Annotated in this window: 24 protein-coding genes and 4 tRNA genes; 20 read left to right on the forward strand and 8 right to left on the reverse strand. The window is 57.9% G+C overall.

Annotation, left to right across the window (positions count from 1 at the left end; genetic code table 11):
• Positions 1-17 precede the first annotated feature (17 nt).
• Genes HMPREF1631_RS03475 through HMPREF1631_RS03495 form a run of 5 tightly spaced genes read right to left on the reverse strand, consistent with a single transcriptional unit; the run spans position 18 to position 5,134 of the window.
• A complete protein-coding gene (locus HMPREF1631_RS03475; RefSeq protein ID WP_034232467.1) occupies positions 18-1,295 on the reverse strand; it encodes a DUF58 domain-containing protein in 1,278 nt (425 codons plus the stop codon).
• Positions 1,295-2,284 (reverse strand): MoxR family ATPase, encoded by a 990-nt coding sequence (locus tag HMPREF1631_RS03480; RefSeq protein ID WP_232215418.1) that lies wholly within the window; start codon positions 2,282-2,284, stop codon positions 1,295-1,297. The genes HMPREF1631_RS03475 and HMPREF1631_RS03480 overlap by 1 nt, the downstream gene beginning before the upstream one ends.
• Complete coding sequence (locus tag HMPREF1631_RS03485; protein WP_034232469.1) at positions 2,281-3,423, reverse strand: DUF4350 domain-containing protein; 1,143 nt, start codon at positions 3,421-3,423, stop codon at positions 2,281-2,283. Before HMPREF1631_RS03485 ends, HMPREF1631_RS03480 begins: the two co-directional genes overlap by 4 nt.
• Positions 3,420-4,076: a hypothetical protein gene (locus HMPREF1631_RS03490; protein ID WP_034232471.1), complete on the reverse strand. Its 657-nt coding sequence runs from the start codon at positions 4,074-4,076 to the stop codon at positions 3,420-3,422. The genes HMPREF1631_RS03485 and HMPREF1631_RS03490 overlap by 4 nt, the downstream gene beginning before the upstream one ends.
• Before the next feature lie 5 nt (positions 4,077-4,081).
• Entirely contained in the window at positions 4,082-5,134 is a 1,053-nt protein-coding gene (locus HMPREF1631_RS03495) for a hypothetical protein (protein WP_034232473.1), read from the reverse strand.
• A gap of 242 nt (positions 5,135-5,376) precedes the next feature.
• Here HMPREF1631_RS03495 and mtrA point away from each other — a divergent pair, with 242 nt between their 5' ends.
• The 6 genes from mtrA to HMPREF1631_RS03525 all read left to right on the forward strand — a co-directional run bounded on the left by mtrA (position 5,377) and on the right by HMPREF1631_RS03525 (position 12,737).
• Entirely contained in the window at positions 5,377-6,057 is a 681-nt protein-coding gene (gene mtrA, locus HMPREF1631_RS03500; protein WP_034232475.1) for an MtrAB system response regulator MtrA, read from the forward strand.
• A 2-nt stretch (positions 6,058-6,059) separates the two neighbouring features.
• Positions 6,060-7,793, forward strand: a complete 1,734-nt coding sequence (gene mtrB, locus HMPREF1631_RS03505) for an MtrAB system histidine kinase MtrB (protein ID WP_052047031.1) — start codon at positions 6,060-6,062, stop codon at positions 7,791-7,793.
• The gene (locus tag HMPREF1631_RS03510) at positions 7,714-9,465 is read left to right on the forward strand and encodes an LpqB family beta-propeller domain-containing protein (protein WP_034232477.1); all 1,752 of its coding nucleotides are present in this window, start codon (positions 7,714-7,716) and stop codon (positions 9,463-9,465) included. The genes mtrB and HMPREF1631_RS03510 overlap by 80 nt, the downstream gene beginning before the upstream one ends.
• 180 nt (positions 9,466-9,645) lie before the next feature.
• Positions 9,646-10,383 (forward strand): ComF family protein, encoded by a 738-nt coding sequence (locus HMPREF1631_RS03515; RefSeq protein ID WP_232215419.1) that lies wholly within the window; start codon positions 9,646-9,648, stop codon positions 10,381-10,383.
• A 170-nt stretch (positions 10,384-10,553) separates the two neighbouring features.
• Positions 10,554-11,222 (forward strand): ribosome hibernation-promoting factor, HPF/YfiA family, encoded by a 669-nt coding sequence (gene hpf / locus HMPREF1631_RS03520; RefSeq protein ID WP_034232820.1) that lies wholly within the window; start codon positions 10,554-10,556, stop codon positions 11,220-11,222.
• Between the two features lie 126 nt (positions 11,223-11,348).
• Entirely contained in the window at positions 11,349-12,737 is a 1,389-nt protein-coding gene (locus tag HMPREF1631_RS03525) for an FAD-dependent oxidoreductase (protein WP_034232481.1), read from the forward strand.
• A 91-nt stretch (positions 12,738-12,828) separates the two neighbouring features.
• Here the strand turns inward: HMPREF1631_RS03525 and HMPREF1631_RS03530 are convergent, their stop codons facing one another.
• A complete protein-coding gene (locus HMPREF1631_RS03530) occupies positions 12,829-13,323 on the reverse strand; it encodes a YajQ family cyclic di-GMP-binding protein (protein WP_198017364.1) in 495 nt (164 codons plus the stop codon).
• 159 nt (positions 13,324-13,482) lie between these two features.
• Here HMPREF1631_RS03530 and HMPREF1631_RS03535 point away from each other — a divergent pair.
• From HMPREF1631_RS03535 to HMPREF1631_RS03555, 5 genes are all read left to right on the forward strand, one after another.
• Positions 13,483-13,564 (forward strand) — tRNA-Tyr (locus HMPREF1631_RS03535).
• A gap of 119 nt (positions 13,565-13,683) precedes the next feature.
• Positions 13,684-13,756 (forward strand) — tRNA-Thr (locus tag HMPREF1631_RS03540).
• 51 nt (positions 13,757-13,807) lie between these two features.
• Positions 13,808-13,881 (forward strand) — tRNA-Met (locus HMPREF1631_RS03545).
• 56 nt (positions 13,882-13,937) lie between these two features.
• The gene (gene rpmG, locus HMPREF1631_RS03550) at positions 13,938-14,108 is read left to right on the forward strand and encodes a 50S ribosomal protein L33 (RefSeq protein ID WP_034232483.1); all 171 of its coding nucleotides are present in this window, start codon (positions 13,938-13,940) and stop codon (positions 14,106-14,108) included.
• A 72-nt stretch (positions 14,109-14,180) separates the two neighbouring features.
• On the forward strand, positions 14,181-15,359 hold the full coding sequence (locus tag HMPREF1631_RS03555; protein ID WP_034232485.1) for a UDP-N-acetylmuramate dehydrogenase: 1,179 nt from the start codon (positions 14,181-14,183) through the stop codon (positions 15,357-15,359).
• Here the strand turns inward: HMPREF1631_RS03555 and HMPREF1631_RS03560 are convergent.
• On the reverse strand, positions 15,301-16,410 hold the full coding sequence (locus tag HMPREF1631_RS03560) for an adenosine deaminase (protein WP_084707394.1): 1,110 nt from the start codon (positions 16,408-16,410) through the stop codon (positions 15,301-15,303). The genes HMPREF1631_RS03555 and HMPREF1631_RS03560 overlap by 59 nt on opposite strands.
• A 124-nt stretch (positions 16,411-16,534) precedes the next feature.
• Between HMPREF1631_RS03560 and HMPREF1631_RS03565 the strand changes: the two genes are divergently transcribed.
• A complete protein-coding gene (locus tag HMPREF1631_RS03565; protein WP_034232824.1) occupies positions 16,535-17,800 on the forward strand; it encodes a phosphotransferase in 1,266 nt (421 codons plus the stop codon).
• Between the two features lie 13 nt (positions 17,801-17,813).
• On the opposite strand, the gene HMPREF1631_RS03570 is transcribed toward HMPREF1631_RS03565, so the two are convergent.
• Complete coding sequence (locus tag HMPREF1631_RS03570) at positions 17,814-19,046, reverse strand: pyridoxal phosphate-dependent aminotransferase (RefSeq protein ID WP_034232487.1); 1,233 nt, start codon at positions 19,044-19,046, stop codon at positions 17,814-17,816.
• A 272-nt stretch (positions 19,047-19,318) separates the two neighbouring features.
• On the opposite strand from HMPREF1631_RS03570, the gene HMPREF1631_RS03575 reads away from it, so the two are divergent.
• The 8 genes from HMPREF1631_RS03575 to rplL all read left to right on the forward strand — a co-directional run bounded on the left by HMPREF1631_RS03575 (position 19,319) and on the right by rplL (position 23,766).
• Positions 19,319-19,391, forward strand: a tRNA-Trp gene (locus HMPREF1631_RS03575).
• A 68-nt stretch (positions 19,392-19,459) separates the two neighbouring features.
• A complete protein-coding gene (gene secE, locus HMPREF1631_RS03580) occupies positions 19,460-19,702 on the forward strand; it encodes a preprotein translocase subunit SecE (protein ID WP_034232489.1) in 243 nt (80 codons plus the stop codon).
• Between the two features lie 42 nt (positions 19,703-19,744).
• Positions 19,745-20,554: a transcription termination/antitermination protein NusG gene (gene nusG / locus HMPREF1631_RS03585; protein WP_034232490.1), complete on the forward strand. Its 810-nt coding sequence runs from the start codon at positions 19,745-19,747 to the stop codon at positions 20,552-20,554.
• Positions 20,555-20,641: 87 nt separating this feature from the next.
• Complete coding sequence (gene rplK, locus HMPREF1631_RS03590) at positions 20,642-21,079, forward strand: 50S ribosomal protein L11 (protein WP_034232492.1); 438 nt, start codon at positions 20,642-20,644, stop codon at positions 21,077-21,079.
• 100 nt (positions 21,080-21,179) lie between these two features.
• Positions 21,180-21,875: a 50S ribosomal protein L1 gene (rplA, locus tag HMPREF1631_RS03595; protein WP_034232494.1), complete on the forward strand. Its 696-nt coding sequence runs from the start codon at positions 21,180-21,182 to the stop codon at positions 21,873-21,875.
• Positions 21,876-21,942: 67 nt separating this feature from the next.
• Positions 21,943-22,566 carry a uridine kinase gene (udk, locus tag HMPREF1631_RS03600; RefSeq protein WP_034232496.1) on the forward strand — a complete coding sequence of 208 codons (624 nt, stop codon included), beginning with the start codon at positions 21,943-21,945 and terminating at the stop codon, positions 22,564-22,566.
• 227 nt (positions 22,567-22,793) lie between these two features.
• Positions 22,794-23,318 (forward strand): 50S ribosomal protein L10, encoded by a 525-nt coding sequence (gene rplJ / locus HMPREF1631_RS03605; protein ID WP_034232498.1) that lies wholly within the window; start codon positions 22,794-22,796, stop codon positions 23,316-23,318.
• A 61-nt stretch (positions 23,319-23,379) separates the two neighbouring features.
• Entirely contained in the window at positions 23,380-23,766 is a 387-nt protein-coding gene (gene rplL / locus HMPREF1631_RS03610; protein WP_034232499.1) for a 50S ribosomal protein L7/L12, read from the forward strand.
• Positions 23,767-24,119 lie beyond the last annotated feature (353 nt).

The following is a 24,119-nucleotide window of genomic DNA, read 5'->3' on the forward strand; positions in this document are numbered from 1 at the left end:
TCCGCGCGCCGCATGCGTTACAGTTTTCCGCCCGCTTTCAGTTTCAGATATGTGTCGGCGATTTTCGCGGGCAGAGTCTGTGGGCTGCCTGCCGTCACCGTTACGTTCCGGGACTTCAGCCAGCGCCGGATTTCCGCCTCTTCCAGCCCGGTCCGCAGGGAAGCGGCTTCGCGGTAAATCCCGGTTTCCGCCGGCCCGTTTCCCGCAGCGGAATGCCTGAGCGTGCCGATGACGATTCTGTGCCGTTTGAGCAGCGTAATGGCTTCCTCCAGTCCTGAGGAAAGAGCGCCGGTGCCCGGCTTGGTGAGGATAACAATTAAGGCAGGGCGGCGAAACAGCCGCCGAATCCGTTCCGCGCCCAAAATCCAGTCGGTCTGCGTCGGAGTGGGCTCGATATCGGCCAGAATTGCCCCCAGCGTGTGAATGGCGCCGAATCCGGCAAGTTTCACGGCTTCGGCCCGGATTGTTTCTCCCAGTGTAAAGACGCTTACTTTGTCGCCCGCTTTGCCGGCGAGTGCCGAGAGAAGAAATATGCTCTCCAGATAGGCGTCAAAAGCCGGATACCGTCCGTGGCGCATCGCCCCGGCCCGTCCCGTATCGGCCAGAATCACGATATTTCGGTCCCGCTGCGGCCGCCATGTGCGTACGACGGTTTTTCTCAGACGTGCCGTTGAACGCCAGTCAATGGCACGCACGTCGTCACCGGGAACGTATTCGCGCAGGGAATCAAATTCCGTGCCCTGTCCGCGGCGCAGGAGCAGTGTCTGCCCTTCGATTTCCCGCAGCTGCCGTATTTTTTCCGGGAGCAGGCGGCGGGAAAGAAACGGCGGCAGTGCGAGAAGTTTTTGCCCGGTGGGGAATGTTTTCTGTCTGCCGGCGAGCCGCAGCGGGCCGCAGCTGCGGACGGTCAGATGCGCCGATTTGCGCATGCCGCGTCTTACGGGTGTTATCTGCGCACTGAACTGTGCCGTTTCCCCGGGAAGCAGGGTAAAGGAGAAAATCTGCCGGGAACTTTGCACGGACGGGGGCCACACATCGCGTACCGCGCCGCGGAAGGTACGTTTTCCGCCGTTGCCGACCGTGAGCTTCTGCGTTACCGGCGTGCGCACGGCTGCGCTATTCGCCGCCGTGCGGGTTATCCGCAGGCTTTGCGGTTTTGCGGCGAGCAAAACGTCGCAGAGGCAACAGCAGAGGAGACAGAGGTGAAAGACTGCCATATTGTGCACGCTGTGCGTGGCAACGGCGATGGGAATTCCGGCAAGGGACCACAGAACTGCAGGCAGACGGATATACATCAGCGGGGAACCGGGACCGTGTTGAGGATTCCGTCGAGTATCGAGTGGGCGGTGAGCCCGTCGAGTTCCGCTTCCGTTCCCGGAATCAGACGGTGCGTGAGAACGGAAGGCGCAAGAATTTTGATGTCGTCGGGGAGCACGTAGCTGCGTCCGTCCAACCATGCCCGCGCCCGGGCGGCCTGCAGCATGCAGACCGTTCCGCGGGGTGAAACTCCCAGTTCCAGAGAGCCCGAAGTCCGTGTGGCCATCACGATTTCCACAATGTAGTCAAGCAGACTTTCGTGAATTTCCACATCGCGCACTTCTTCGGCGGCCCGCAGCACATCCTGCGCGTCGGCAACCGAATTCAGATTGACGCCCGACAGATCGGCCGGGCGGAAACCGGTAGCATGGCGGCGCAGAAGTTCGCTTTCGGTTTCCCGTGCGGGCAGCGGAATTTCGACTTTCAGCAGGAATCTGTCGAGCTGGGCCTCGGGAAGATTATAGGTGCCTTCATATTCGATTGGGTTTTGGGTGGCCGCAACCATAAACGGTTTTTCCAGGGGGTAGCACTTTCCGTCTGCCGTTACCTGTGATTCTGCCATGGCTTCAAGCAGGGCGGCCTGCGTTTTCGGGGGAGTGCGGTTGATTTCGTCGGCGAGGAGCAGATTTGTGAATACGGGTCCTTTGCGGAATTCAAACCGTGCTTCGCCGCTGTGGTAGATCACCGACCCGGTTAAATCCCCGGGCATCAGATCGGGCGTGAACTGAACGCGTGCGAAATTCAGATTTATCACCCGGGCCAGAGTTTTTACCAGCAGTGTTTTCGCAGTTCCCGGCACTCCTTCGAGGAGTACGTGGCCGCCTGTCAGCAGCCCGATAAGCAGGGCGGATATGGCTTCGTCCCCGCGGACCACTACTTTTGCCGCTTCCGCGCGAATCTGTCTGAATTTTTGCTGCATCTGCGTGATTTCTTCGCCCGTATCGCAGAACTCGGAAAACGAATTCATTTCATCTCCTCTTCCCATTTCCGCAGCTGCTCCTGCAGCTGTTTCAATTCTTTTTCGCCCGGGATGTCTTTCCCGAATAAAATATTATCCGTTTCTTCCGTGCTGCAGTGCACAGCTGCGGAAACTGCCTTCACGATCTGCGCGCGGTCCATGTTTTTCCGCAGTCCGAGGCGTGTTTCGTGCCGGAGAAGAAAACTGCTGCGCAGAATTTCTGCCAGATACGGAAAATCCCGGCTCTGCGCATACAGTTTTGCCCTGCCTACCGCGGCTTCGCCTGCCGGGACGGTTACGGGCAGCGGTTCGGGAACGGGTTTGCCGAATCTCCGTCCGCGGTATACGAAATACCACAGCGCGCACATTGCCGCCGCAGAGAAAAACATCTCCATCCATGCGGGTTCCCGCCCTTCGGCAGGCGTGTTTTCCGGTGTCCGGGGGCGGTAGTTTTCCACCCAAAACAGCCTGTTGTGCCGTCCCAGTTTGCGCAGTGCGAAAACCGCGTTGCCTTTTTGGGGAAGAAATTGGTTGGTCAGTATCTTCCCGCCCGTAAAAACGGAAATGTGCGGATTGGTTTTTGAAGTGGCCCACGCAAATCCGTCTCCGTGCGAAAAACACACGGACAGCCGGCCGGGCGGGGCGGTTTCCTCCCCGTTTTTGTCTGCCGTCAGCAATGCGTCCACAGACATCAGGGAACCGGCGGCTTTGGCGTCGGGGTCCGCGCATTTGGCGGCGAGGGGAGAGTCATATTTGCGCTGCCGCACATACAGCGGAAATCCCCACTCGGGCAGAGACAGATTTCTTCTGTGGGCCAGAATAATCACATCCGCCTCCGAATGGGCGAGCTGTTCCCTTTCCTCTGCGTCAAGCGCATCGGGGTCGGTGACCAGCACTGTCGTGCCCTCGGCTGCCCGCTGCAGCGTTTCCGCATCGGTGGTGTGAATCACCGATACACCCCGGCTGCGCAGAACGGAGACAACGGCTGCGCTTCCCCGGGGGAGTGCGGAGTCGGGTGCGTAAGTGTTCGGGTCCGCGTCCCGGGAAAACAGCATTCCCACCATTACGGACAGAACGGCAAGGAGAACGCAGAGCAAAGAAACAGAAAACGTTTTGTGTGCGCCGGCTGTATCTGCGTGTGTCTTCATCCGGTCCGCTCCGCGGGCAGCGTGAGGGGTTTCAGCGTCAGTTCGGTGACGATCGTCATGAATTGGCAGCTGAGCGCTACGGCATCGTTGTCGGCATGCCGGTAGCCGAAGAATATCCGGTTAAACCGCAGGGCGTTTTCCGCAAACAGTTTCTCTCTGCCCACTGCCCGGACCGCCAGCCGGGCGGCTTCCAAAGCGGTAATTCCGGGGAGAACCGAAATTACGTGCTGTTCTTCGAGGTAACGGATAACGCCGCGGTAGCGTTCAATCACGGCCAGATCGGGGTTTTTGTTTTCCAAAGCGGCGTCGGCCGCGCGAAACAGCTCCCCGGATCCGCGCGCGTCGGAGAAAAGTGCGGGATGCGCCGGCGCGTGCTCAGATATCTTCCTGTGTTTTTTCCATACGGTGCCGTATCTGAAAGCGAAAAACGCAAACAGGACAAATACCGCGGCGGTGAGCAGGATGACGAAAGCCGAAAAAGTGCCGGATTCGCCGGAGAAAGTGCGGACAACCCGCTGTATGAGAGAAGCAAGCCACGATTCGAGCAGTTCCGCCAGGGACGTGCTTCGGCGGTATTTTAGTTTCGCCAGCTCGGCACTGACCCAGGACAGTGCCTCATCTCCATCGGGCTGCAGGGCGCAGGGATAAAACATGGTTCTCAGTCTCCGGAAAACAGCTGCTGCTGAAAATTTTCCCTGCGGAAACGCATATTCACATAAATCAGATTGTTCAGCACGGTCATGTACGGGACGAGTATGGCCGATATAAGCAGGAACACAACGGAGGAGGCAATAACGCCCCCGATTCCCAGACCGTTTGTGCCGTCGATAAGGGACGCCACCGAGATCACGCCCACTGCCGAGGCGACACCGGCGACAATAGTGATCAGAACTGTGCTGAGCAGCATAACCGCGAACAGATAGCGGATGCTTTTGCGCGTGAGCACCCAGGCGCGGGATATCGCCCCGAATACCGTTGTTTCCTCGGCAACGAGTGCACAGGAGGCGGTCATTAACCGCAGGTAAAGAACACCCTCCGCGGCCAGTACGGCGATCCCCGCAAGGACGGAGAGCGCAACGGATATCCCGGATTGGCCGAATACGGAAAACACGCCGCCGATTGTCAGTGCGGCGCACGCCGCAACGAGGATCAGGAAAAACAGCATTATGAAGAAGATCACGGCTGTGAGCGCAACAATGCGCAGAATCAGTTTCCCGCACCCCGGCTTAACCGCCTGCCAGGTTTGTCTCAGACCCATTTTTCTGCCGCGAACCGAAGCCAGCGTGACTTTGGTTGAGGCAATGGAAGTGAGCGCAAGTTCCAGAATTCCGAATATGACCGAAATTATGAAAGAAACACCGAAAAATCCGGCGACGGACGAGAGCAGTATTCCTGCGGCAGAATCGGGGTCGCCCAGTGCTTCGATTACGGACAGGGACGAAGACTCGCCCAGGACGGCGAGCAGAATCTCGGAAACGACGGTGCAGACCAGGGAAACCAGCAGAGGAAAAACAATAAAGGCCACGGGATTGAATTTCAGCAGCCGCAGGACGCAGTCCAGGGTTTCCGTGATACTCAGCTCCCTGAGCGGGATAACGCCGGGCCGTGCGGGGATGTAGGCGAACGCGGACGGGGACGGCTTTCCGTACTGCCCGTATCCGTTTCCCTGCGGCTGTTCGCCGCCCGAGCCGTTCAATAAAATCTCCTCCACAAAAATCCTCCTCGCCGCGGGCTGTTTCCCTCCCTACAATGATAACCAAAAAAGAACGGATTTTTATCATGCCCCGGTATGGATAATTTTGCCGGCTGTGTTAATTCCGCCCGCTGCCGGCGCCGGGATCGGGCAGAGAAAGACTGCCGCTTTTGCGGCGGTGCGTCCGCGCTGTTCCCTTGCGCGCGGGAAAAAGCTATGTAAACTTAAAACAGTTGATAAAGTGCGTACGGCGGTGAAAAATGAATCAGCATATCTTGGTGGTGGACGACGATCCGGGTATCGCGGAAATGGTGGCGATTCTCCTCGAGTCCGAAGGCTATCGCGCAACCGTATGCGCAAACGGCGCAAACGTGGTGCCGGTATTCCGTTCCGAAGGTGCGGATTTGGTGCTGTTGGACGTAATGCTTCCCGGACTGGACGGCGTATCCGTGTGCAGGCTGCTGCGTGAGGAATCGGATGTGCCGATTGTGATGATGAGCGCAAAAACGGATTCCGTGGATGTTATCGCCGGTCTTGAGGCAGGCGCCGACGATTACGTGACCAAACCGTTTGACAACTCCATTCTTCTGGCGCGGGTAAAGGCGCGTCTGCGCCGCCAGGAACCGGAATCGGAGATTCTGCGGATCGGAGATCTGACCATCGATCTCGGCGCGCACGAAGTGCGGCGCGAAAATCGGCTTCTGCATCTGACTCCGCTGGAATTTGAGCTGCTGACTGTTTTGGCGCGCAAGCCGTTTCAGGTGTTTTCCCGCGAAGAACTGCTGGAAATTGTGTGGGGCTACCGCCACAGTGCCGATACGCGCCTGGTGAACGTCCATATTCAGCGTCTGCGGGCAAAAGTTGAACAGGATCCGGAAAATCCGCAGGTCGTTCTGACTGTGCGCGGTGTAGGATATCGGGCGGGAGCCGTGCGCGGGTGAATATGCACACCGGGCAGAAGCGGGAGCATCCTGCCGACGGTGAAAATCCCTCGGTTTTCAGCCGTATTTTGGAGTTTTTCGACAGGATAATCGAAACGTGGTATTCCTCGCTTCGGATCCGCGTTGCCCTCAGCATTGTGGTCGGCGGTCTGCTGGTGGCGGGAATTATCGGAATCACAGTGGTGTCCACAATCAGGAATTCCGTTTTTGACCAGGCCGTCAGTGCATATGTGGAGCATTTCGCGGGGGAAGAGAAAGTGGTGCAGGAAAAATTTTCCGCAGCCGTTTCCCCGACAGCCGGGCAGACCCAGCAGGTGGCCAATGAATTCGTCTCTTCGATGTACGACCCGAACAGAGGGTTGTTGGGCGCCGCTCTGATCAGGGCAAACGGGCAGAACACAATCGGAAAAATCGTTGAGCCCACAACCGCTTCGGCCACCGCAATCAGATCTTTGGTTTCCGAAAAGCTGCGCAGTGCGGTTTCCCGTTCGGACAGGCTGGCGTGGCAGTCGGTCGCGGCAAAAATGCCTGACGGCTCCGTTGTGCCGGGAATCGTGGTGGGCACATCCGTGCAGATTCCGAACTCGGGCACGTATCATCTGTTTGCGCTGTATTCTCTGGCGAATCAGAACAAACTGCTGCAAACCACCGTGCGCGCGCTGCTTATCGGCCTGATTGTGTTTGCTTTTGGGATTGCCCTGCTCACATATCTTATTCTGCGGATGGTGCTGCGCCCGGTGCGGGAGGCTTCGCACAATGCGCGCCGCCTTGCCAAAGGGGAATTCGACGTGCGGATGGATGTTTCCGGAACGGATGAACTTGCCCGGCTGGGAACCTCGTTCAACCGGATGGCGGCCTCGCTTGAGGATCAGTTCACCAAACTGGAACGGATGTCTGCGATTCAGACCAATTTTGTGTCGGCGGTTTCGCATGAACTGCGCTCGCCGGTGACCACTATCAGAATGGCGGGACAGCTGCTCTACGATAAACGCGACGAACTGCCCGGTGCGCTGAAACGGAGTGCGGAGCTGCAGCATGCGCAGGTGAAAAATCTGGATTCGATGCTTTCCGACCTGCTGGAAATATCCCGTTACGACGCCGGCGCGATGGCGTTGGTCACCGAACGCGTTCAGGTTGCGCAGATTGTGGAGAACGTGCTGGTTTCTCTTCGGCCTCTGGCACTGGACAACGGTGTTGTGCCGACGCTGGAGGTAAGCGGAGATACCACGGCCGAGGTGGAGCCGCGCCGCGTGGAACGCGTAATTCGGAATCTGGCGGTTAATGCCCTGGAGCACGCCGAGGGAAAACCGGTGCGGATTCGGGTGGTGGCAAACGATTCCGCGGTGGCGGTGGAAGTGGCGGATCACGGAATCGGGCTTTCCGCCGATCAGGCGGCGCACGTATTCGACCGTTTCTGGCGGGCCGACACTTCCCGTGTGCGCAAAACGGGCGGGACCGGCCTGGGGCTGACAATTGCCCGGGAGGACGCAAATATCCACGGCGGTACGCTGGAGGCCGGCGGGGAACCCGGCGTGGGTGCGGTATTCCTGTTTACCGTTCCGAAGATGGCAGGGGCGGTATTTACTCCGCCTTTGGAGCTGAAAGTGCCGCAGCCTTATTCCCCGGAGGGAGACGGCGCGCTCCCCGGGGCGGAAAATGCGGCGCAGACCGACGGTTTTGGGGAAAACGGAACGCAGGCTGCTGCGGGAAACGGAAGTGATGATGAAGGCGATTAGATTTTTTGTCTGTCTCTTTGCTACTGCCGTGCTGTCCGCCTGTACGGGTCTGCCGCGTGCGGGAGAGGTAGTGACGGTCCGGCGCGGGGGACAGCTCTCCGGGGGAATAGCGCTGAATCCGAAAGGCCCGACTCCGGGAGCCTCGGCACAGGAGGTTGTGCATTCGTTTCTGCGGGCCGCTTCCGTGGGGCTGACAGATGATTTTGCCACGGCGCGGCAGTTCCTCACGAAACAGGCTTCGCAGGAATGGAACCCTTTGGCTTCGGTGGGAATATATCCCGACTCGCAGAGCCAGACCGCTTCGCAGACGCCGACAGGCGCGTTTCGTGTTTCGGTTTCCGCTTTGGCTGCTTTGGACCGGGAGGGGAAGCTGTCTTCGGCGGATTCGGGCGCCACGGTTTCACAGGAGTTTTCCCTGATCCGCGACGGCAAAGGGGAGTGGCGGATCGGTGCGCTGAGCGACGGAATTGCGATGCCCAAGGCGCTGTTTGATTCGCTTTACCGGCGCACGCCGCTTTATTTTTCCACTTTTAACGACAAATACCTGCTGCCCGAAGTGCGCTGGTTTCCGCGGCAGGGCGGAATTGTGAATTTGGCAAAGGCATTGGTCAAAGGGCCGGGAGAAAATTTTTCCGGTGTGGCAAGAAGCGCTGTTCCGGAAAACACCGAAGTTCTGAATGCCGATGTGGACGGAAAAACCGGACGGGCGAAAATAAACCTCTCGGCGGGCGCGGCCTCGCTGTCCGATTCGGAAATCGGAGTGCTGAAAGCGCAGTTTGCGTATTCGGTTGCGGAAGCCGGCCTGGCGCAGAGCGTGGAGCTGACGGTGAACGGAACGGTGCTGGGCGGAGAGGCGCCGGAGGAACTGTCTTCCTATACCGATCCCGGCGGGGACCCGGTGGTTTTGCGCGACGGTGTTCCCGTGAAGATTACGCAAAACGGGAAGGGGAAAACTCTTTTCCCGGAAGAAAGCGTCAAACCCCTGCAGCTGACGGATCTTGCGCTCGGATACGGCGATCCGCCGCTGGGTGCGGGTGTGGGACAGGGCGGAACGCAGCTGTCGCTGCTGGATTTTGCGAAGAAAAAGGTTACCTCCGTGGCTTCGGGGAACCATATTCTGACTCCGTCTTTTGACCGCGCGGGATGGATGTGGTGGAGCGAGAGCAAAACGGAAGGAAAGATAAATCTTTTTAATCCCTCTTCCGGCTCGCGCACGGTGCTGAATCTTCCGCAGATCGGCGACGGAACGGCGCAGGGGCTGAAAGTTTCGCGCGAAGGATCCCGTCTGGTAGCCGCAGTGCGCAAAGACGACGGACTGTACTGCTATCTTGTGGGGATTTTACGCGACGGTTCGGGCAGGCCGACAGGTTTTTCCAAACCCGTAAGGATTGCGCAGGCCGTTACCGAGCTGAAAGACATGGTCTGGATCGGCGATACCCGGCTGGTTTTTCTCGCCAAAGCGGATAACGACACGGGATTCGGGCTTTACGAGGAAGAAGTGGGGGGTTTTCTCAATCCGCTCCCGGCAGTGGGCAATCCCCTCCGGGTGGCCGGCGGAAAGGGTAAAGATTCGCTGGTGGTGCTGAACAGTTCTTCCGATCTGTTCGGGTATTCTTCCGGTGTGTGGCGTAAATTTGCCTCAGGCGTAACTTCCCCGGCTTTTCCCGGCTGAGTGCGCTTCCCGCCGTCCGGTGCGGATGGGAATCCCGATTCGGCGCGGCCTGCGTCCCCGCCTGTACGGACGCGAAGTGCGGTGTGTGCTTTTTTCCGCAAAGACGGCCCGCACTGCCCTTTTCCACAGATGCCGGCTTCCGCTTCCCGCGCAAAATTCGGATTTGGATATGCTTTTTCCGTGACGGAGATTTTCGGTGCGGGGTTGGATCTTATTTTCCCGCAATACTGTGCGGGCTGCGGGGCGTGGGGTGCGCAGCTGTGCCGGGCATGCCTGGATGCGCTGCGCGGAGAATGGGAAGAAGTGTCTGCGGGGGCGGTATATCTGCAGGTGTTTGATCCTGCCGGCGAAGAGTATATGCCCGCTTTTCCCGTGTTTTCTCTTCATCCCCATACCGGTACGGCGCAGAAAACAATGGCGGCGTGGAAGCATGCCTCCCTTGCCGCTCTCGACCGTTCCCTGCTTGATCTGTGGCAGATGCGTCTGGTCTCCTTAAGGGATATGCCCGGGATGGAGACGGCGGGAGCGTGCGTGGCGGTGAATGCCCCCTCCGGTTTCCGCCGCCGCCATCGGGGGCAGTTAATTGCGGCAAAACTGGCTTCTGCCGCGGCAGAAGTGTTTGGGTGCGGTTACTGTGACGCGCTGCGCACAAAATTTTCCCCGGGGGATCTGCGCCCGGTCCGCCCGCATTATTCCGTGGCGGGGAAAAACGAGCGTCTGGCAAAAGGGGAGCGGATAAAATGTGTAAAAAATTTAGCCGGCAGAGAAGTTCTGCTTTTTGACGATGTCCTGACGACCGGGGCAACGATGCTTGGCTGTGCGCGCGTTTTGGCGGAAAACGGCGCCTGCGTGCGTGCGGGGATCACGTTTTCCCACCGCGGGACAACAGGGCATTTTGGTGCCGGGGGTCACATTTAGGTGTTGGATCGGGTTATAATAAAGACGGAAGCCGGGAATGCGGGCGAGGAAGCGGCGGTGTTTTCGGTTTCGTGAAGAAATACGGACGGACGTCCGCGGCGCATGGACTGCGCAGCGGGAATTGCGCCCGGACAGGGTTCGTCCGCCAAGCGCGCAGACAGGGGGTCACCGTGGAATTTGTAGTAAAAGCCCGGAATTCGGAAGTGTCCGAGGGATTTAGGAAGCATGTGGAGGAAAAGCTGGCCAAGATCGGGCAGTTTGCCCCGCGCGCGCAGAGAGTGGATGTGGAAATTACGCATGAGTCCAACCCCGCGCAGGCAGAAACGTGTGAAAAAATTGAGATTACCGTCCGCGACAAAGGGCCTGTTGTGCGGGCGGAGGCTTCGGCATCCGACCGCTACGGAGCGCTCGATCTGGCGTCCCGGAAATTAACGGAGCAGCTGCGCCGGGCGCACGAAAGGCGCAAGGACCACCGCCGCGGCCGAAAAGCAGATGTAGAGAGCACGAATCTGGACTTTGCCGCAATTTTGAAATCGTTTGATGCGCCCGCCAAAGAATCCTGCGCCGAAGAGAAGGCTGCGCTGCCGACAAAGCCGGGTGAGGCGGTGGAAACGCAGCTGGGAGATTCTCCGGTTGTGGTCAGGCAAAAGCTGTATGAGGCCAAGCCGATGACGGTTGACCAGGCGCTGTATGAAATGGAATTGGTCGGCCATCCTTTCTTCCTGTTTGTTGACAGTGAAACGAAGCAGCCCTGTGCCGCCTACCGCCGTCACGGGTGGACGTACGGTGTGATCCGTCTGGATGCCGTCACCGGTGATTTCGGTCCCGGAGAGCAGTAAGGGCGGAAAGCCGGATTCGGTTCATGCGGGGCAGGTGACGAATTCGTCACCTGCCCCGCATGCTATTCCGGGAAACGTGCCCGGGCAGGTAAGATTTAAGGCGGTAAACACACGAAGGAGAAACAATTGAGCGGTCGTCCCTTGCAAGTCGCCGTAATCGGCGCAGGTCCTGCGGGAATTTATGCCTCTGACATTCTGTCTAAATCGGATTTGGACGTAAGCATTGACCTATACGAAAAACTGCCCGCGCCCTACGGTCTGGTACGTTACGGCGTAGCTCCCGACCATCCGCGGATCAAACAGATCATCAAAGCCCTTTACAATATCCTGAAACGCGGGGATATCCGCCTGGTGGGAAATGTGGAAGTGGGCAAAGACGTTTCCTTTGCCGAACTGCACGAGCATTACGACGCGATTATTATCGCCACCGGCGCGGACCGGGACCGTCCTTTGAATATCCCCGGCGCGCAGCTGCCGGAAGTCTACGGCGCCTCGCAGTTCGTCTACTGGTACGACGGCCATCCCGACCATAAGCGGACATGGCCGCTGAACGCGAAGGAAGTTGCCGTGATCGGCGTGGGAAATGTGGCTCTGGATATTTCCCGGATGCTTACCAAACATCCGGACGATCTGATGGTGACCGAAATTCCGGAAAATGTGGAGCAGGGTCTGCGCCGTTCCCCGATCACGGATGTGCACGTTTTCGGGCGCAGGGGGCCGGCACAGGTGAAGTTTACGCCGATGGAGCTGCGTGAACTCGGCGAGGTTCCCGATGTGGACATCATCGTCTACGAAGAGGACTATCAGTACGACGAAGCTTCCGAAGAAGCGGTCAACTCCTCGAAAATGAAGCGCCAGGTGGTCAATATCCTAACCGATTATCTGCTTGACCAGGCTGAGGAAAAAACGGCGTCGCGGCGTATTCATCTGCATATGCTGCAGCAGCCGGCAAAGATCCTGGGTGAGAAACACGTTGAGGGAATCCGCATGGAACGCACGGCGCTGCAGGGAGACGGATCGGTGAAAGGCACGGGAGAATTTATCGATTATCCGGTGCAGGCGGTGTACCGCGCAGTGGGATATTTCTCTTCGCCGATCCCGGGTGCTCCGTTTGACGAAAAACGCGGTATTGTGCCCAACAGCGGCGGACGGGTGACCGACGGTCCCGACGGGGAAGTGCTTACGGGAATGTATGCCACGGGCTGGATTAAGCGCGGGCCTGTCGGCCTGATCGGTTCCACAAAATCCGACGCCCAGGAGACGGTAAACAATCTCGTTGCCGACTTTAATGCCGGTCTGCTTCATGCCACCACCAATCAGCTTGGGTGGCACGCAATGGAGAATCTGCTTAACGGACGGGGTGTGCGCTTTACTACCTGGAAAGGCTGGGAGCTGCTGGAAGCGTATGAGAAAGAGCTGGGTGCGAAGGCAGGGCGCGAGCGGATCAAGGTTGTTGAGCGCGAGACGATGACTGCCATTTCCCGCGGCGAAAAGCATGACGGGAAGCTGTACTGAAAGCGTTGGCGGTGCGGGGTGCGGGGATCTGTATCCCGCACCCCGCATTTGGTTTTGCGTCCCGCACCGCGCAGCACACCGCCGCAGGGGATTAACGGTAATTCGTAAACTGCAGTTCTATGTCCTGCTGCGCATTTTTGAGCATGGAAATGATTTGCTGCAGCGTATCTCTGGACTTGGATGACACCCGTATTTCGTCTCCCTGAATCTGTGTTTTTACGCCTTTCGGATATTTTTCGCGGATGAGCTGCGTGATTTTTTTCGCGTGCTCTTTGTCGATTCCCTCTTTCATTTCTCCGGCAAGCCTGTATTCCTTTCCTCCGGCTTTCGGCACCCCCTCGCCTGTGTCCAGCTGTTTCAGGGATATTCCGCGCCGGATAAGTTTGGACTGCAGAACATCGAGAACCGCCAGCACGCGTTCGGGAGTGTTGGCGCCCATCGTAATCGCAGTGCCGTTCAGTTTCACGTACGCTCCCACGTTTTTAAAGTCGTAGCGGGTGGCGATCTCCTTTGCGGCCTGGTTTACCGCGTTGTCCACTTCCTGAAGATCGTATTTTGACACAATATCGAATGATGAATCCGCCATGATATTCTTCCCTTCGGCTGTCGGTGTTGCATCTGAAAAACCGTTTCCCAAAATGTGATGAGAAATGCACCGCAAAATATGTTACCGGATTTGACATACCGCCCACCCAACCTGCTAGTCTCAATAGGCGTGGATGAATCACTTCGTGGTTCTCTTCCGGGCGGGTTGACCGAGCGGCCAATGGTAGCTGACTGTAAATCAGCCGGGTTTCCCTACGGGGGTTCGAATCCCTCACCCGCCACTGAATCTTTTTTCGCAGCGGCAGCGGCGGAAAGGTTTTTCTTGGTGATCAGACTCACTGAGAGGGCAAAATAAAAGAGGTTGGGTTTTCCGGCGCTGTTTGGTAAGCTAGCCACTGTTGCCCCGATAGCTCAGTCGGCAGAGCGTCTCCATGGTAAGGAGAAGGTCAAGGGTTCGATTCCCTTTCGGGGCTCCGATCATTTTTGTGCCGTCCGGCGTGCCGGCCGGCGCGGGAATGACGTGAGGCGGGGTAGCTCAGTTGGTCAGAGCGCACGACTCATAATCGTGAGGTCGCGGGTTCAAACCCCGCCCCCGCTACTGATGTCCAATGAAGCAACCGCTTCTCCAACCAGACCGAATGTGAGGAATATACCGTGGCCGGCAAAGCTCAGGATGTTCGCCCTAAAATCACCCTCGCCTGCGAGGTTTGCAAGGAGCGAAACTACATCACAAAGAAGAATCGGCGCAATACGCCCGACCGTCTCGAACTGAAGAAGTTCTGCCCCAAGTGCAACCTGTCCCGGGTGCACCGCGAGACCCGTTAATCTCGCCGGAAGCGACTTCATGATGGCTTGTGCATTTTATGCACAGGCCATTTTTGTTCTAACATATAAAATATGTTTTGCCCGATTCCCGAAGACACAGAGCCCACAGAAACGATTCCGCCCGTACAGGGCACGAGATATGTGCCCGAAGCCCGTGCGCTCGCACAAATGACGACAATCGGAGTCGGCGGATCCGTAACGAAAACGGTAAATGCGGACTCCGCCGCGGAGCTTACGGAAGCGGTAAGCGAAGCGGACAGGGAGGGCACCGAGTGTCTGATAGTCGGGGGAGGATCCAATATCCTGGCTGCGGACGCCGATTTTCCCGGTCCGGTGATTCACGATCAGCGCTCTTCGATTGAGATTCTGGCAGACGACGGCTGCTCGGGGGCGCGTTTTCGCGTGGCGGGAGGAACGCCGTGGGATGCCGTCGTTGCGTTCTCCGTTGAGCACGGCTGGATGGGACTGGAGGGTCTCTCCGGTATCCCGGGCACGGCAGGTGCGGCGCCCGTGCAGAATATCGGTGCCTACGGGCAGGATGTTTCGGCAGCGGTGGCTGCGGTGCGGACTTTTGACCGTAAAACCGGGCTGCAGAAAACTTTCTTTCTTTCCGATATGCGCTTCGGATACCGTTCCTCAATTCTGAAAGAATCCATTTTGAGCGGGCGTTGGGGAAATTCGCCGCGCTGGATCGTGCTTGACGTGGAATTCCATCTCCGCCGGGCGACGCTGGGATCTCCGATTCGCTACAAACAGCTGGCGCAGAAATTGGATACGCGGATTGGGCAGCGTGTGCCCGCCGCCGATGTGCGCCGGGCCGTTCTTGAGCTGCGCGCGGCAAAAGGCATGGTATTAAACGATGCGGACAGAGACACCTATTCCCTGGGTTCGTTTTTCACCAATCCCGTGCTCACCGAAGAGCAGGCCCGGCTGCTTCCCCCGGATGCGCCCCGGTTTAAGGTGGGGGATTCGACAGCGGTAAATCAGATCGGCGCCGCCGCTCCGGCCGTGCCCGGTTTGGTAAAGACCTCCGCTGCCTGGCTGATCGATCATGCGGGTTTCGCCCCCGGATTTTCACTCACCGCCGCGGCCTCGCTTTCCACAAAGCATACTTTGGCCCTGACCAACCGGGGAAATGCGAAAGCGGCGGATATTATGGCGCTTGCCCGGCATATTGCAGACGGCGTGGCGGCTAAATTCGGAGTGAATCTCGTGCCCGAGCCGGTTCTGGTCGGTCTGCGGTGGAACTAGGGCAGAGGTGCGAATCGCTTTTATCCGCTCCGCTGCCGGGCGCTGCCAGCCAGGCGTCTATTTCGCGGTGCCATGCGTCTTTATCCGTATCCGAGGCCAGTGAAGCGGACACGGAACAGTGAGCCAGCCGGGCCAGCAGGGAGTCGGAAAATCCCAAAGCGCGTGCATTTTCGTACTGCGCGGTGAGACGCGAAAGGAACAGCAGCGGATCGTCGGCACCAAGGGCAACTTTTATTCCCGCATCCAGCAAAGTACGCAGGGGAATATCGTGCAGCCCGGGGTATACGCCGAGAGATATATTTGATGCCGGGCAGACTTCCAGCGCAATATCGTTTTCCGCAATCAGATCAAGCAGAGCCGGATCCTCGGCCGCACGCACGCCGTGTCCGAGGCGGGCAGGATGCAGACTGCGGATAACTTCCCGGATATGCCCGGGGCCGAGCAGCTCTCCGCCGTGCGGAAGCGAGGCCAAACCTGCTCTGCGCGCAATTGCAAACGCGTGTTCCCAATTCGCCGTTGTGCCGCGCCGTTCGTCGTTGGACAGTCCGAAGCCGACTACTTCCCCCGCTCCCGTGCCGGCGTGCTTTGCTGCCAGGCGTGCCAGGATACAGGCGTCCAGGGGGTGGTGCAGACGCGAGGCGGCAACAACAACCGCCACCTGCACTCCGGTGTCACGCGAAGCCGCCTTTGCCTCGTCGAGTACGATCTCCAAAGCGGGCGTGATTCCCCCGACAAACGGAGCGTAGGAAGTGGGATCAATCTGAATTTCCAGACGGCGTGAGCCTTCCGCGCGTTCGTCCTGCGCCGCTTCGCGGATAATTCTGCGCATGGTCCGCTCGCTGCGAACCACTTTGCGCGCGGCATCGTAGGCGCGCTGAAAACGAAACCAGCCCCGCTGATCCGCCGGAACCTGCAGGGCAACGTTGTCGGTCAGCCCCTCCGGCAGACGTATTCCCTGCTCCGAAGCGAGATCCTGCAGCGTGGAGACTCTCATTGATCCCGTGAAATGCAGATGCAGATGTGTTTTTGGCAGAGCCCGTAAATCTCGCATAGACCCATTGTGCCGGTCCGGGGGAAAAAATCACAGCCGCACCGGATTGCGAAAAAACGTGCGCAGATGCGGCGCGGGCAAAGAAAAAGTGGAAAAACAGACGAAAACTTTCTATAAAAGTGGTATGGAAAGAACTGAACGCGCTGCACGCGAAGAGGCGGAAATTACACTTCTTACGGGTGCGAAAGCCGGAGAAATGCTCCGTTTTGCGTATTCCGGGGAAGGTCTGGTGCGTTCATGGTCGGTATACCGCGTACATCACCGGCCGGGAGCGGGAGTATCGGTTGGCTACCGTGTGATAATCGACGAAAAACAGCCCTTTAAGCGCAGCGACCTCTATATTTTGGCTTCGACGGCGCGTATCGGCGACGAACAGCTCTCCGCCGCCGCGGGAAAACGCCTCAGACTCGGGGAAACAAAAGTAAACCTGTGGAAATATCCTTTTGACCCGGAACTGCCGGCTCTGCCCGTGGCCTGCGATACCGGGAAGATGTCGCGTTATTTGGGCTATGCGGTGGATTTGGAGCTGCTCGGATACCGCCCCACGCGCCGCGCCGTGGTGAAGGCAGCCGCTGTCGGCACACCGCATAATTCACCGCTCTACCTGAAGGTTTTGCGCCCCCGGGCAGGCAAGGAGCTTGAGGAACGCCTGAATGCCGTGCGCCGGGCGGGCATTCCCGGGCCGCAGATTCATTCTTCCGTGAGGGGAATGGTGGTAACGGAATCCGTCAGGGGCGTGCCGCTGTCAAAACTCTTCGCCGCGGCGTGTATGCAGGTAAGCGGGGTAAGAAAACTTTCACGCGCGGAATTTGCCCTGACCCGCCGCAGCCTGGCCGATACCCTTGACGCTCTGCCGGAACTGATTTTGGGGAAAAAGCGTCTGCCGGCATGGGCCGAGCGCTGCGACTATTATGCGGACGCTGCCGCGGCGGCGCTTCCCGGCCATGCGGGGGAATGCAGACAGGCGGCGGAGGATATCAGGTATCTTCTTTCCCGGGCGGACATGGGCCGCCCTGTGCCCGTGCACGGGGATTTCTACGAGGCAAATGTGTATGTGGATCCCCAAACCGGTCTGGTATCCGGAATTCTGGATCTGGATTCGCTGAGCGTCGGCTACCGCGTACATGACTGGGGATGTCTGTTGGGCCATATGTCGGTTCTGCCGGGGATCTCCGCCGACGCATACGCATTTGTGCCGCAGCTTACGGACGACTGGTTTGCCGAAATCCGGAGAGAAACCGATCCGTGCGCCCTGTGTGCTTCGGCGGCGGGTGTGGTACTCTCCCTGGTTTCCGATTCGCGCAGAAAAAGCGTTCCCCGAAACCGACAGGCGCTAAACCGGCTGCGGACCGCGCAGAAATGGATTGCCCGGGGATACGGAATGCTCTGAAACCGTATTGAAACTACACTTCGGCGCGGGCAAACAGACGCTGCAGCCGTTCGGCTCCCTCAGCCAGATCTTCGTCCGAAAGGGCATAGCTGAAACGCAGATATCCCGGCGCGCCGAAGGCTTCTCCCGGTACGGTTGCGACCAGTGCGGCATCGAGAATAAGCGCGGCGAGTTCGGCGCTGCTGCGCGCCGTGCGCACCGAACCGTCCGGCATGGGAATGTTTTTCCCCAGCAGGCGGGACACGTCCGGGAAAATGTAGAATGCGCCCTTAGGCTCGGTCACGGCAAAACCGTTCACACCGCGCAGCATTTCCGTGATTTTTATCCGTCTGCGGTTAAAAATCCCGCGCATCCGCTCTGCCGTGGCGGTGCCGTCGCCGAGCGCGGCAAGCGCAGCCCTCTGCGATACGTTTGACACATTTGATGTGATATGCGACTGGAAATTAGCCGCCTGCGTAATCACGTCCTGCGGGCCGTACATCCATCCCACGCGCCAGCCCGTCATGGCGTAGGTTTTTGCCACGCCGTTTACCGCGATGGTCCGGTCTGCCAGCTGCGGCACTTCCCGCAGAATATAGGACCGGTCGCAGCCGTAAACGAAATGCTCGTAGATTTCGTCGGTAATGACCCAGATTCCGTTCCGCAGTGCCCACTGCCCGATCCGGCGGATCTCTTCCGCGCAGTATACGGCTCCCGTCGGGTTCGCCGGCGAACAGAGCAGAAGTGCTTTGGTGCGTTCGGTCAAAGCGGCATCAAGCTGCTGCGTGCTCACTTTGTATCCCTGCTGCCCGCCTGCAAACACGGGTACGGGCACACCTGCGCACAGACGGATCGCCTCCGGGTATGTGGTCCAATACGGAGCGGGCAGAATTACTTCGTCCCCGTCGGAAATGATCGCCGCAAAAGCCTGAAATACCGCCTGTTTTCCGCCATTGGTCACGATCACGCAGGAAGGGTCGATCCGCACACCGGAATCGCGCAGTGTTTTGGCCGCGATTGCCTCTTTCAGCTCGGGCAGTCCCGAAGCCGGGGTGTATTTGTGGTTTCGGGGGTCCTTGGCGGCCGCCGCAGCCGCTTCCGTGATGAAATCCGGTGTGGGGAAGTTCGGTTCCCCGGCGGCAAAACCGATCACCGGCCTGCCCGCGGCCCGCAGTGCTTTTGCTTTTGCGTCCACCGCCAGCGTGGCTGAGGGGTGCAGTGCGCCGAGCCTTTTTGAAACGCGTTCCAAATGCTTTGTGTTACCCATAGTCTCCAGTCTGGCATGATGCCGGATTGGCTTCAAACCGCCTTTGCTGTGCGGACACGGGGGCAGGAGTGAGAATTAGAGCACGGTTGGGAACGGAAAACTGGACGTCGCAGCGCGGTTTTGATTATGCTTGATCGGGTCGCGCCTGTTTTTTGCGGGGTTTGAAAATCACCGTCGGTGTGACGAAAATAAAATCTGAATTCGGCCTGTCGGTTTTATAACTGGTATTGTGCCGGCAATTCAGGCATAATGATTACTGCTGTGCAACAGATAGGGTAGTGGCGCAATTGGTAGCGCACCGGTCTCCAAAACCGGCGGTTGTGGGTTCGAGTCCCTCCTGCCCTGCCGGAAGAAGCGGCCCGCGTGGGCCGTTTTCCGCATTGCGACCGCAGACAACTGAGAGGATATTTGAAGTGAACGAAACCGCTTCGGCTGCGAAGCGCGGTAAATCCGCAAACGCGAAGCAGAATATCTTTGCGCGCATGATCGTATTCTTTAAAGAAGTGCTTGCCGAGTTTAAGAAGGTGCAGCGCCCCACGGGTGAAGAACTGTGGAGTATGTTCCTGACGGTGCTGGGCTTCCTGGTTGTCGTAATGGTCTTTGTGGGGCTGGTAGATGTGGTGTTCAGCCAGCTTGTGTTCCGTATATTCGGATAAGCGAAACGGAAACCGCAGCTATTAAAGTGAGGAACGAGAAGTATGTCTGACCAAGCTCAGGGAACCGAAAACAGCGGACTGTTTTCCGATGCCGCGCAGCCTGCGGTAAATGCAGCCGCGGAGGAAGCCGTGCGCAATCCGGCGCCGTCCGCCGAGCCTTCCGATGTCCCCGCGCAGGAGCAGCCTGCGGCCTGTGAAGCCGCCAAAGACGCATCCGGGGCGGACGCAGAGCCCGAAGTCATCACGGAAGAGGTTGTACGCGCGCGGCTGAAGGGTCTGCCGGGACGCTGGTATGTGCTTCACACCTACACGGGATACGAAAAACGGATCAAGCAGGATATCGAGACCCGAATCCATTCCATGAATATGGAAGACTACATTTTCCAAATCGAAGTTCCGATGGAAGAAGTGATCGAGGTAAAGAAGGGGCAAAACAGGCTCACTTCCCGGGTGCGGATTCCCGGATACGTTCTGATTCGGATGAAGCTTACCGACGATTCGTGGCAGGTTGTGCAGGACACCAACGGCGTGACCGGATTTGTGGGCAACGGCAGGAATCCCGTGGCCCTGACGCCGGACGAAGTGGTGGGTATGCTCACTCCCGTGATTCAGCAGGCCGCGGCGAAAGAAGCGATTGCCGCCGGAAAGCCGGTTACGGCAGGTGCGCCGAAGCTGGTCACCGCCTATGAAGTTGGCGAAACCGTGACGCTCACAACCGAGCCCTGGATCGGAATGCCGGCCACGATTTCGCAGGTTGACGCGGTAAATCAGAGACTTACCGTGCTTATGACACTTGTCGGCCAGGAAACCCCGGTCGATTTGTCCTTCGATCAGGTGAAAAAGATGGACTGACGGAGTTATCCGTTTCCGTCTGCCACCGGTTGTGGGACGCCGTCACTTTTGCCATGTGACGGTTCGCTAGAGAAAAAGGATCAATAAATGCCACCTAAGAAGAAGAAGGTTGCAGGCCTGATCAAGTTACAGATTCAGGCGGGAGCCGCCAATCCGGCTCCTCCGGTTGGCCCGGCTTTGGGTCAGCACGGTGTAAACATCATGGAATTCTGCACCGCATATAATGCCGCTACCGAGTCCATGCGCGGAAACGTTGTGCCGGTGGAAATTACGGTGTATGAAGACCGGACGTTTACTTTCGTCACCAAGACTCCGCCGGCGGCGGATTTGCTGAAGAAGGCAGCGGGAATCAAAAAGGGTTCCGGCGTGCCGCAGGCAAACAAGGTCGGTCATGTGACGGCGGATCAGCTGCGGGAAATCGCCAAGACGAAGCAGCCCGATCTGAATGCGAACGATATTGACAATGCCGCCCGCATTATTGCCGGTACTGCCCGCTCGATGGGAATTACCACCGACGAAATTTAATTAGGTACCCGAAAAAACAGGTACGATACCGCGAGGGTATCCGTGGCAGGACCATGAGCCGGTTCGGAGACCACGACTGCTAAATTTAAGGAGAAGCAGAATGGCAAAGCGCTCAAAGAAATACAACAAGGCTGCCGAGCTGATTCAGGACGGGGAGTTTTATTCCGTCGAAGAAGCCGTAGACCTTGCATTGAAAACGTCCGTGACGAAGTTTGCATCCACTGTGGAAGCGGTGTTCCGTCTCGGTGTTGATCCGCGTAAGGCCGATCAGGCTGTGCGCGGCACGGTTTCGCTGCCGCACGGTACGGGTAAGACTGCCCGTGTTATCGTGTTTGCCACCGGTGACCGTGCCCAGCAGGCATTGGCCGCAGGTGCCGACGAAGTCGGTGACGATGAGCTTATCGCGAAGGTGGCCGGCGGATGGACGGACTTCGATTCGGCCGTTGCAACCCCGGATATGATGGGCAAAGTGGGCCGTTTGGGCCGCGTGCTCGGTCCGCGCGGTCTGATGCCGAATCCGAAGACGGGTACGGTTACGATGGATGTGGCCAAGGCCGTATCCGACATTAAGGGCGGACGGATTGAGTTCCGTGTGGACAAGCACGGAAATCTGCCTTTTATTGTGGGGAATACCGATTTTTCGGCAGAACAGCTGGCCGATAATTTCAATGCGGCACTTGCGGAGATTCTGCGTCTGAAGCCTTCTTCGGCAAAGGGACGCTATCTTCTGAAGGGAACCGTTTCCACCACAATGGGTCCGGGAATTCCGTTAGACGTCGCAAAGCTTGCGAAGTAAAATAAGTGGGGCTGCCGATGCGGCCCCACTTTTATATGCAAATTTGGATCCGAAAGCGCAGGACGGCATGAAAAGTTTGGTGATTGGCATTGCGGGCGGAACCGGCAGCGGCAAAACAACGATCACGCAGGCGATTAAGGACCGGTTTCGCGGACACGTGGCCGTGATCTATCACGACAATTACTATGCCCGCCAGGATCACCTCTCCTATGAGGAGCGTACGCACACAAATTACGATGCGCCCGAAGCGTTCGACAACGACCTCATCATTGCACAGCTGGAACAGCTGATTCGCGGAGAGGCAATCGAGTCTCCCGTCTATGATTTTGCCGTGCATAACCGTTCGGAGGAAACGATTCGCATCGAGCCGGCCCCGGTAATTATCGTAGAGGGGATTTTAATTTTCGCGCAGCCCGCCCTGCGCCGGCTTTTCGATCTGAAACTTTTTGTAGACACCGATGCCGATGTGCGTATTCTGCGCCGGCTGCAGCGCGATGTTGCCGAACGGGGGCGTTCCATCGATTCGGTGCAGGAGCAGTATCTGAATACGGTGAAACCGATGCATGAGCTGTACGTCGAGCCGTCCAAACGGTATGCGGATCTGATAATCCCCGAAGGCGGGAAAAATATAGTGGCCAAGGAGATGATTTTCCACCGCGTGCAGAATCAGCTCGACAACCGCTGTTTTTAAGAGACGTCTCTCACGCCTGCGCTTTTTCGGTTTGCTTCCGAGTGCGTCCTCGGATATGATGTCTCTTGCCAAAGACCGCAGGTCGCCCGTTGCCAACGGGGTGAATTTCGAGACGAAGCCGGCGCAGGTGCGAATTGAATAAAACATATCTGTTTTACCCTCGTGCCCTGTGCCCGGGGGTCGTTTTGTGTTCCGATCTCTGCGGCAGTTATTCGGAAGGAGGTCCAATGGCAAGGACCGACAAGTCCGCAGCGATCGCGGAGCTTACGGAGGATTTCCGCAACTCCTCGGCCGTTATTGTGACTGAGTATCGCGGTCTGACCGTAGCCGACATGATGACTTTGCGTCGGGCTATGGGGCAGGAAGCGAAATACACGGTTGCAAAAAACACTCTCGCACGGATTGCGGCCAAAGACGCGGGTATTGAGAATCTTGATGCCTCGCTGAAAGGGCCGACCGCCATTGCGTTTGTGACCGGTGATATTGCCACCGCAGCCAAGGCAATCAGGGATTTCGCCAAAGAAAACGAGAAGCTCGTCGTAAAGGGCGGACTCCTCGAAGGTGCTGTTCTTGATGCCGCAGGTGTGCAAAAGCTCGCCGATCTCGAATCCCGCGAGGTGCTTTTGGCCAAGACTGCCGGAGCTCTCAAAGCTTCGCTCTACCGTGCTGCATCTACTATTCAGGCGCCAATCGTCAAGACTGTGCGCACCATCGACGCCCTGCGCGCGAAGCAGGAAGAGGCTGCTGCCTAAAGGCATCGGCAAAAACACATATATTAAATGCCTCGCGTAGGCACAGGAAGGAAGGCCAATCATGGCTAAGCTTACCGCTGAAGAACTCATTGAAGCTTTTAAGGAGCTCACTCTTGTTGAGCTGAACGACTTCGTAAAGAAGTTTGAGGAAGAATTTGATGTGGAGGCCGCCGCTCCGGTTGCGGTTGCCGCCGCCGTTCCGGGTGCTGCCGCCGAAGCCGCGGCAGAAGAGGAAAAGACCGAATTTGATGTTGTGATCGAGTCCGCAGGTGACAAGAAGATTGCAGTGATTAAGGAAGTCCGTGCCCTCACTCCGCTCGGCCTGAAGGAAGCCAAGGATCTTGTTGACGGAGCTCCGTCCACCGTTCTTGAAGGTGTGAACAAGGAAACCGCCGATAAGGCCAAGGAAGCTCTTGAAGGCGCCGGCGCAACGGTTACCCTGAAGTAAATCGGCAGACGAAAAGTAAGCCTGACGGGTCGGACCTTCGGTCCGGCCCGTTTTATTTTCCCCTTCGCACGGAGGCGGACATTTCGGGCAATCAGACGGCTCTATGTTCCCGTACAAGGGCACATAGAGCCGTTCTATTGCCCGAAACGGTCTTATGCGAAAGAGGATGCGGATGTGAAACGGTGTGGATGCTTGCGCCTGCGGATATAATATGTAAAAGTTATTGCACCGGATGTTTTCCGGTAAATAAAGATCTTGGTATATCGATGAAACCGGGACGCAGACCCAATCCCGGACCTTCGAGGGTTGCCCGGACGTATAGGTGTCGTGACCTCTTCCACATTGGCAGGGGG

The sequence above is a fragment of the Arcanobacterium sp. S3PF19 genome (assembly GCF_000758825.1).
Classification (GTDB): domain Bacteria; phylum Actinomycetota; class Actinomycetes; order Actinomycetales; family Actinomycetaceae; genus Arcanobacterium_A.

Bases quoted from the DNA above. Each gene is read 5' to 3' on its own strand.
- HMPREF1631_RS03475 (WP_034232467.1), bottom strand. From the start codon at position 1,295: ATGTATATCCGTCTGCCTGCAGTTCTGTGGTCCCTTGCCGGAATTCCC.
- HMPREF1631_RS03480 (WP_232215418.1), bottom strand. From the start codon at position 2,284: ATGAATTCGTTTTCCGAGTTCTGCGATACGGGCGAAGAAATCACGCAG.
- HMPREF1631_RS03485 (WP_034232469.1), bottom strand. From the start codon at position 3,423: ATGAAGACACACGCAGATACAGCCGGCGCACACAAAACGTTTTCTGTT.
- HMPREF1631_RS03490 (WP_034232471.1), bottom strand. From the start codon at position 4,076: ATGTTTTATCCCTGCGCCCTGCAGCCCGATGGAGATGAGGCACTGTCC.
- mtrA (WP_034232475.1), top strand. From the start codon at position 5,377: ATGAATCAGCATATCTTGGTGGTGGACGACGATCCGGGTATCGCGGAA.
- mtrB (WP_052047031.1), top strand. From the start codon at position 6,060: ATGCACACCGGGCAGAAGCGGGAGCATCCTGCCGACGGTGAAAATCCC.
- HMPREF1631_RS03510 (WP_034232477.1), top strand. From the start codon at position 7,714: ATGCGGCGCAGACCGACGGTTTTGGGGAAAACGGAACGCAGGCTGCTG.
- HMPREF1631_RS03530 (WP_198017364.1), bottom strand. From the start codon at position 13,323: ATGGCGGATTCATCATTCGATATTGTGTCAAAATACGATCTTCAGGAA.
- HMPREF1631_RS03555 (WP_034232485.1), top strand. From the start codon at position 14,181: ATGTTTTGCCCGATTCCCGAAGACACAGAGCCCACAGAAACGATTCCG.
- HMPREF1631_RS03560 (WP_084707394.1), bottom strand. From the start codon at position 16,410: ATGCGAGATTTACGGGCTCTGCCAAAAACACATCTGCATCTGCATTTC.
- HMPREF1631_RS03565 (WP_034232824.1), top strand. From the start codon at position 16,535: ATGGAAAGAACTGAACGCGCTGCACGCGAAGAGGCGGAAATTACACTT.
- HMPREF1631_RS03570 (WP_034232487.1), bottom strand. From the start codon at position 19,046: ATGGGTAACACAAAGCATTTGGAACGCGTTTCAAAAAGGCTCGGCGCA.
- nusG (WP_034232490.1), top strand. From the start codon at position 19,745: ATGTCTGACCAAGCTCAGGGAACCGAAAACAGCGGACTGTTTTCCGAT.
- rplK (WP_034232492.1), top strand. From the start codon at position 20,642: ATGCCACCTAAGAAGAAGAAGGTTGCAGGCCTGATCAAGTTACAGATT.
- rplA (WP_034232494.1), top strand. From the start codon at position 21,180: ATGGCAAAGCGCTCAAAGAAATACAACAAGGCTGCCGAGCTGATTCAG.
- udk (WP_034232496.1), top strand. From the start codon at position 21,943: ATGAAAAGTTTGGTGATTGGCATTGCGGGCGGAACCGGCAGCGGCAAA.
- rplJ (WP_034232498.1), top strand. From the start codon at position 22,794: ATGGCAAGGACCGACAAGTCCGCAGCGATCGCGGAGCTTACGGAGGAT.
- rplL (WP_034232499.1), top strand. From the start codon at position 23,380: ATGGCTAAGCTTACCGCTGAAGAACTCATTGAAGCTTTTAAGGAGCTC.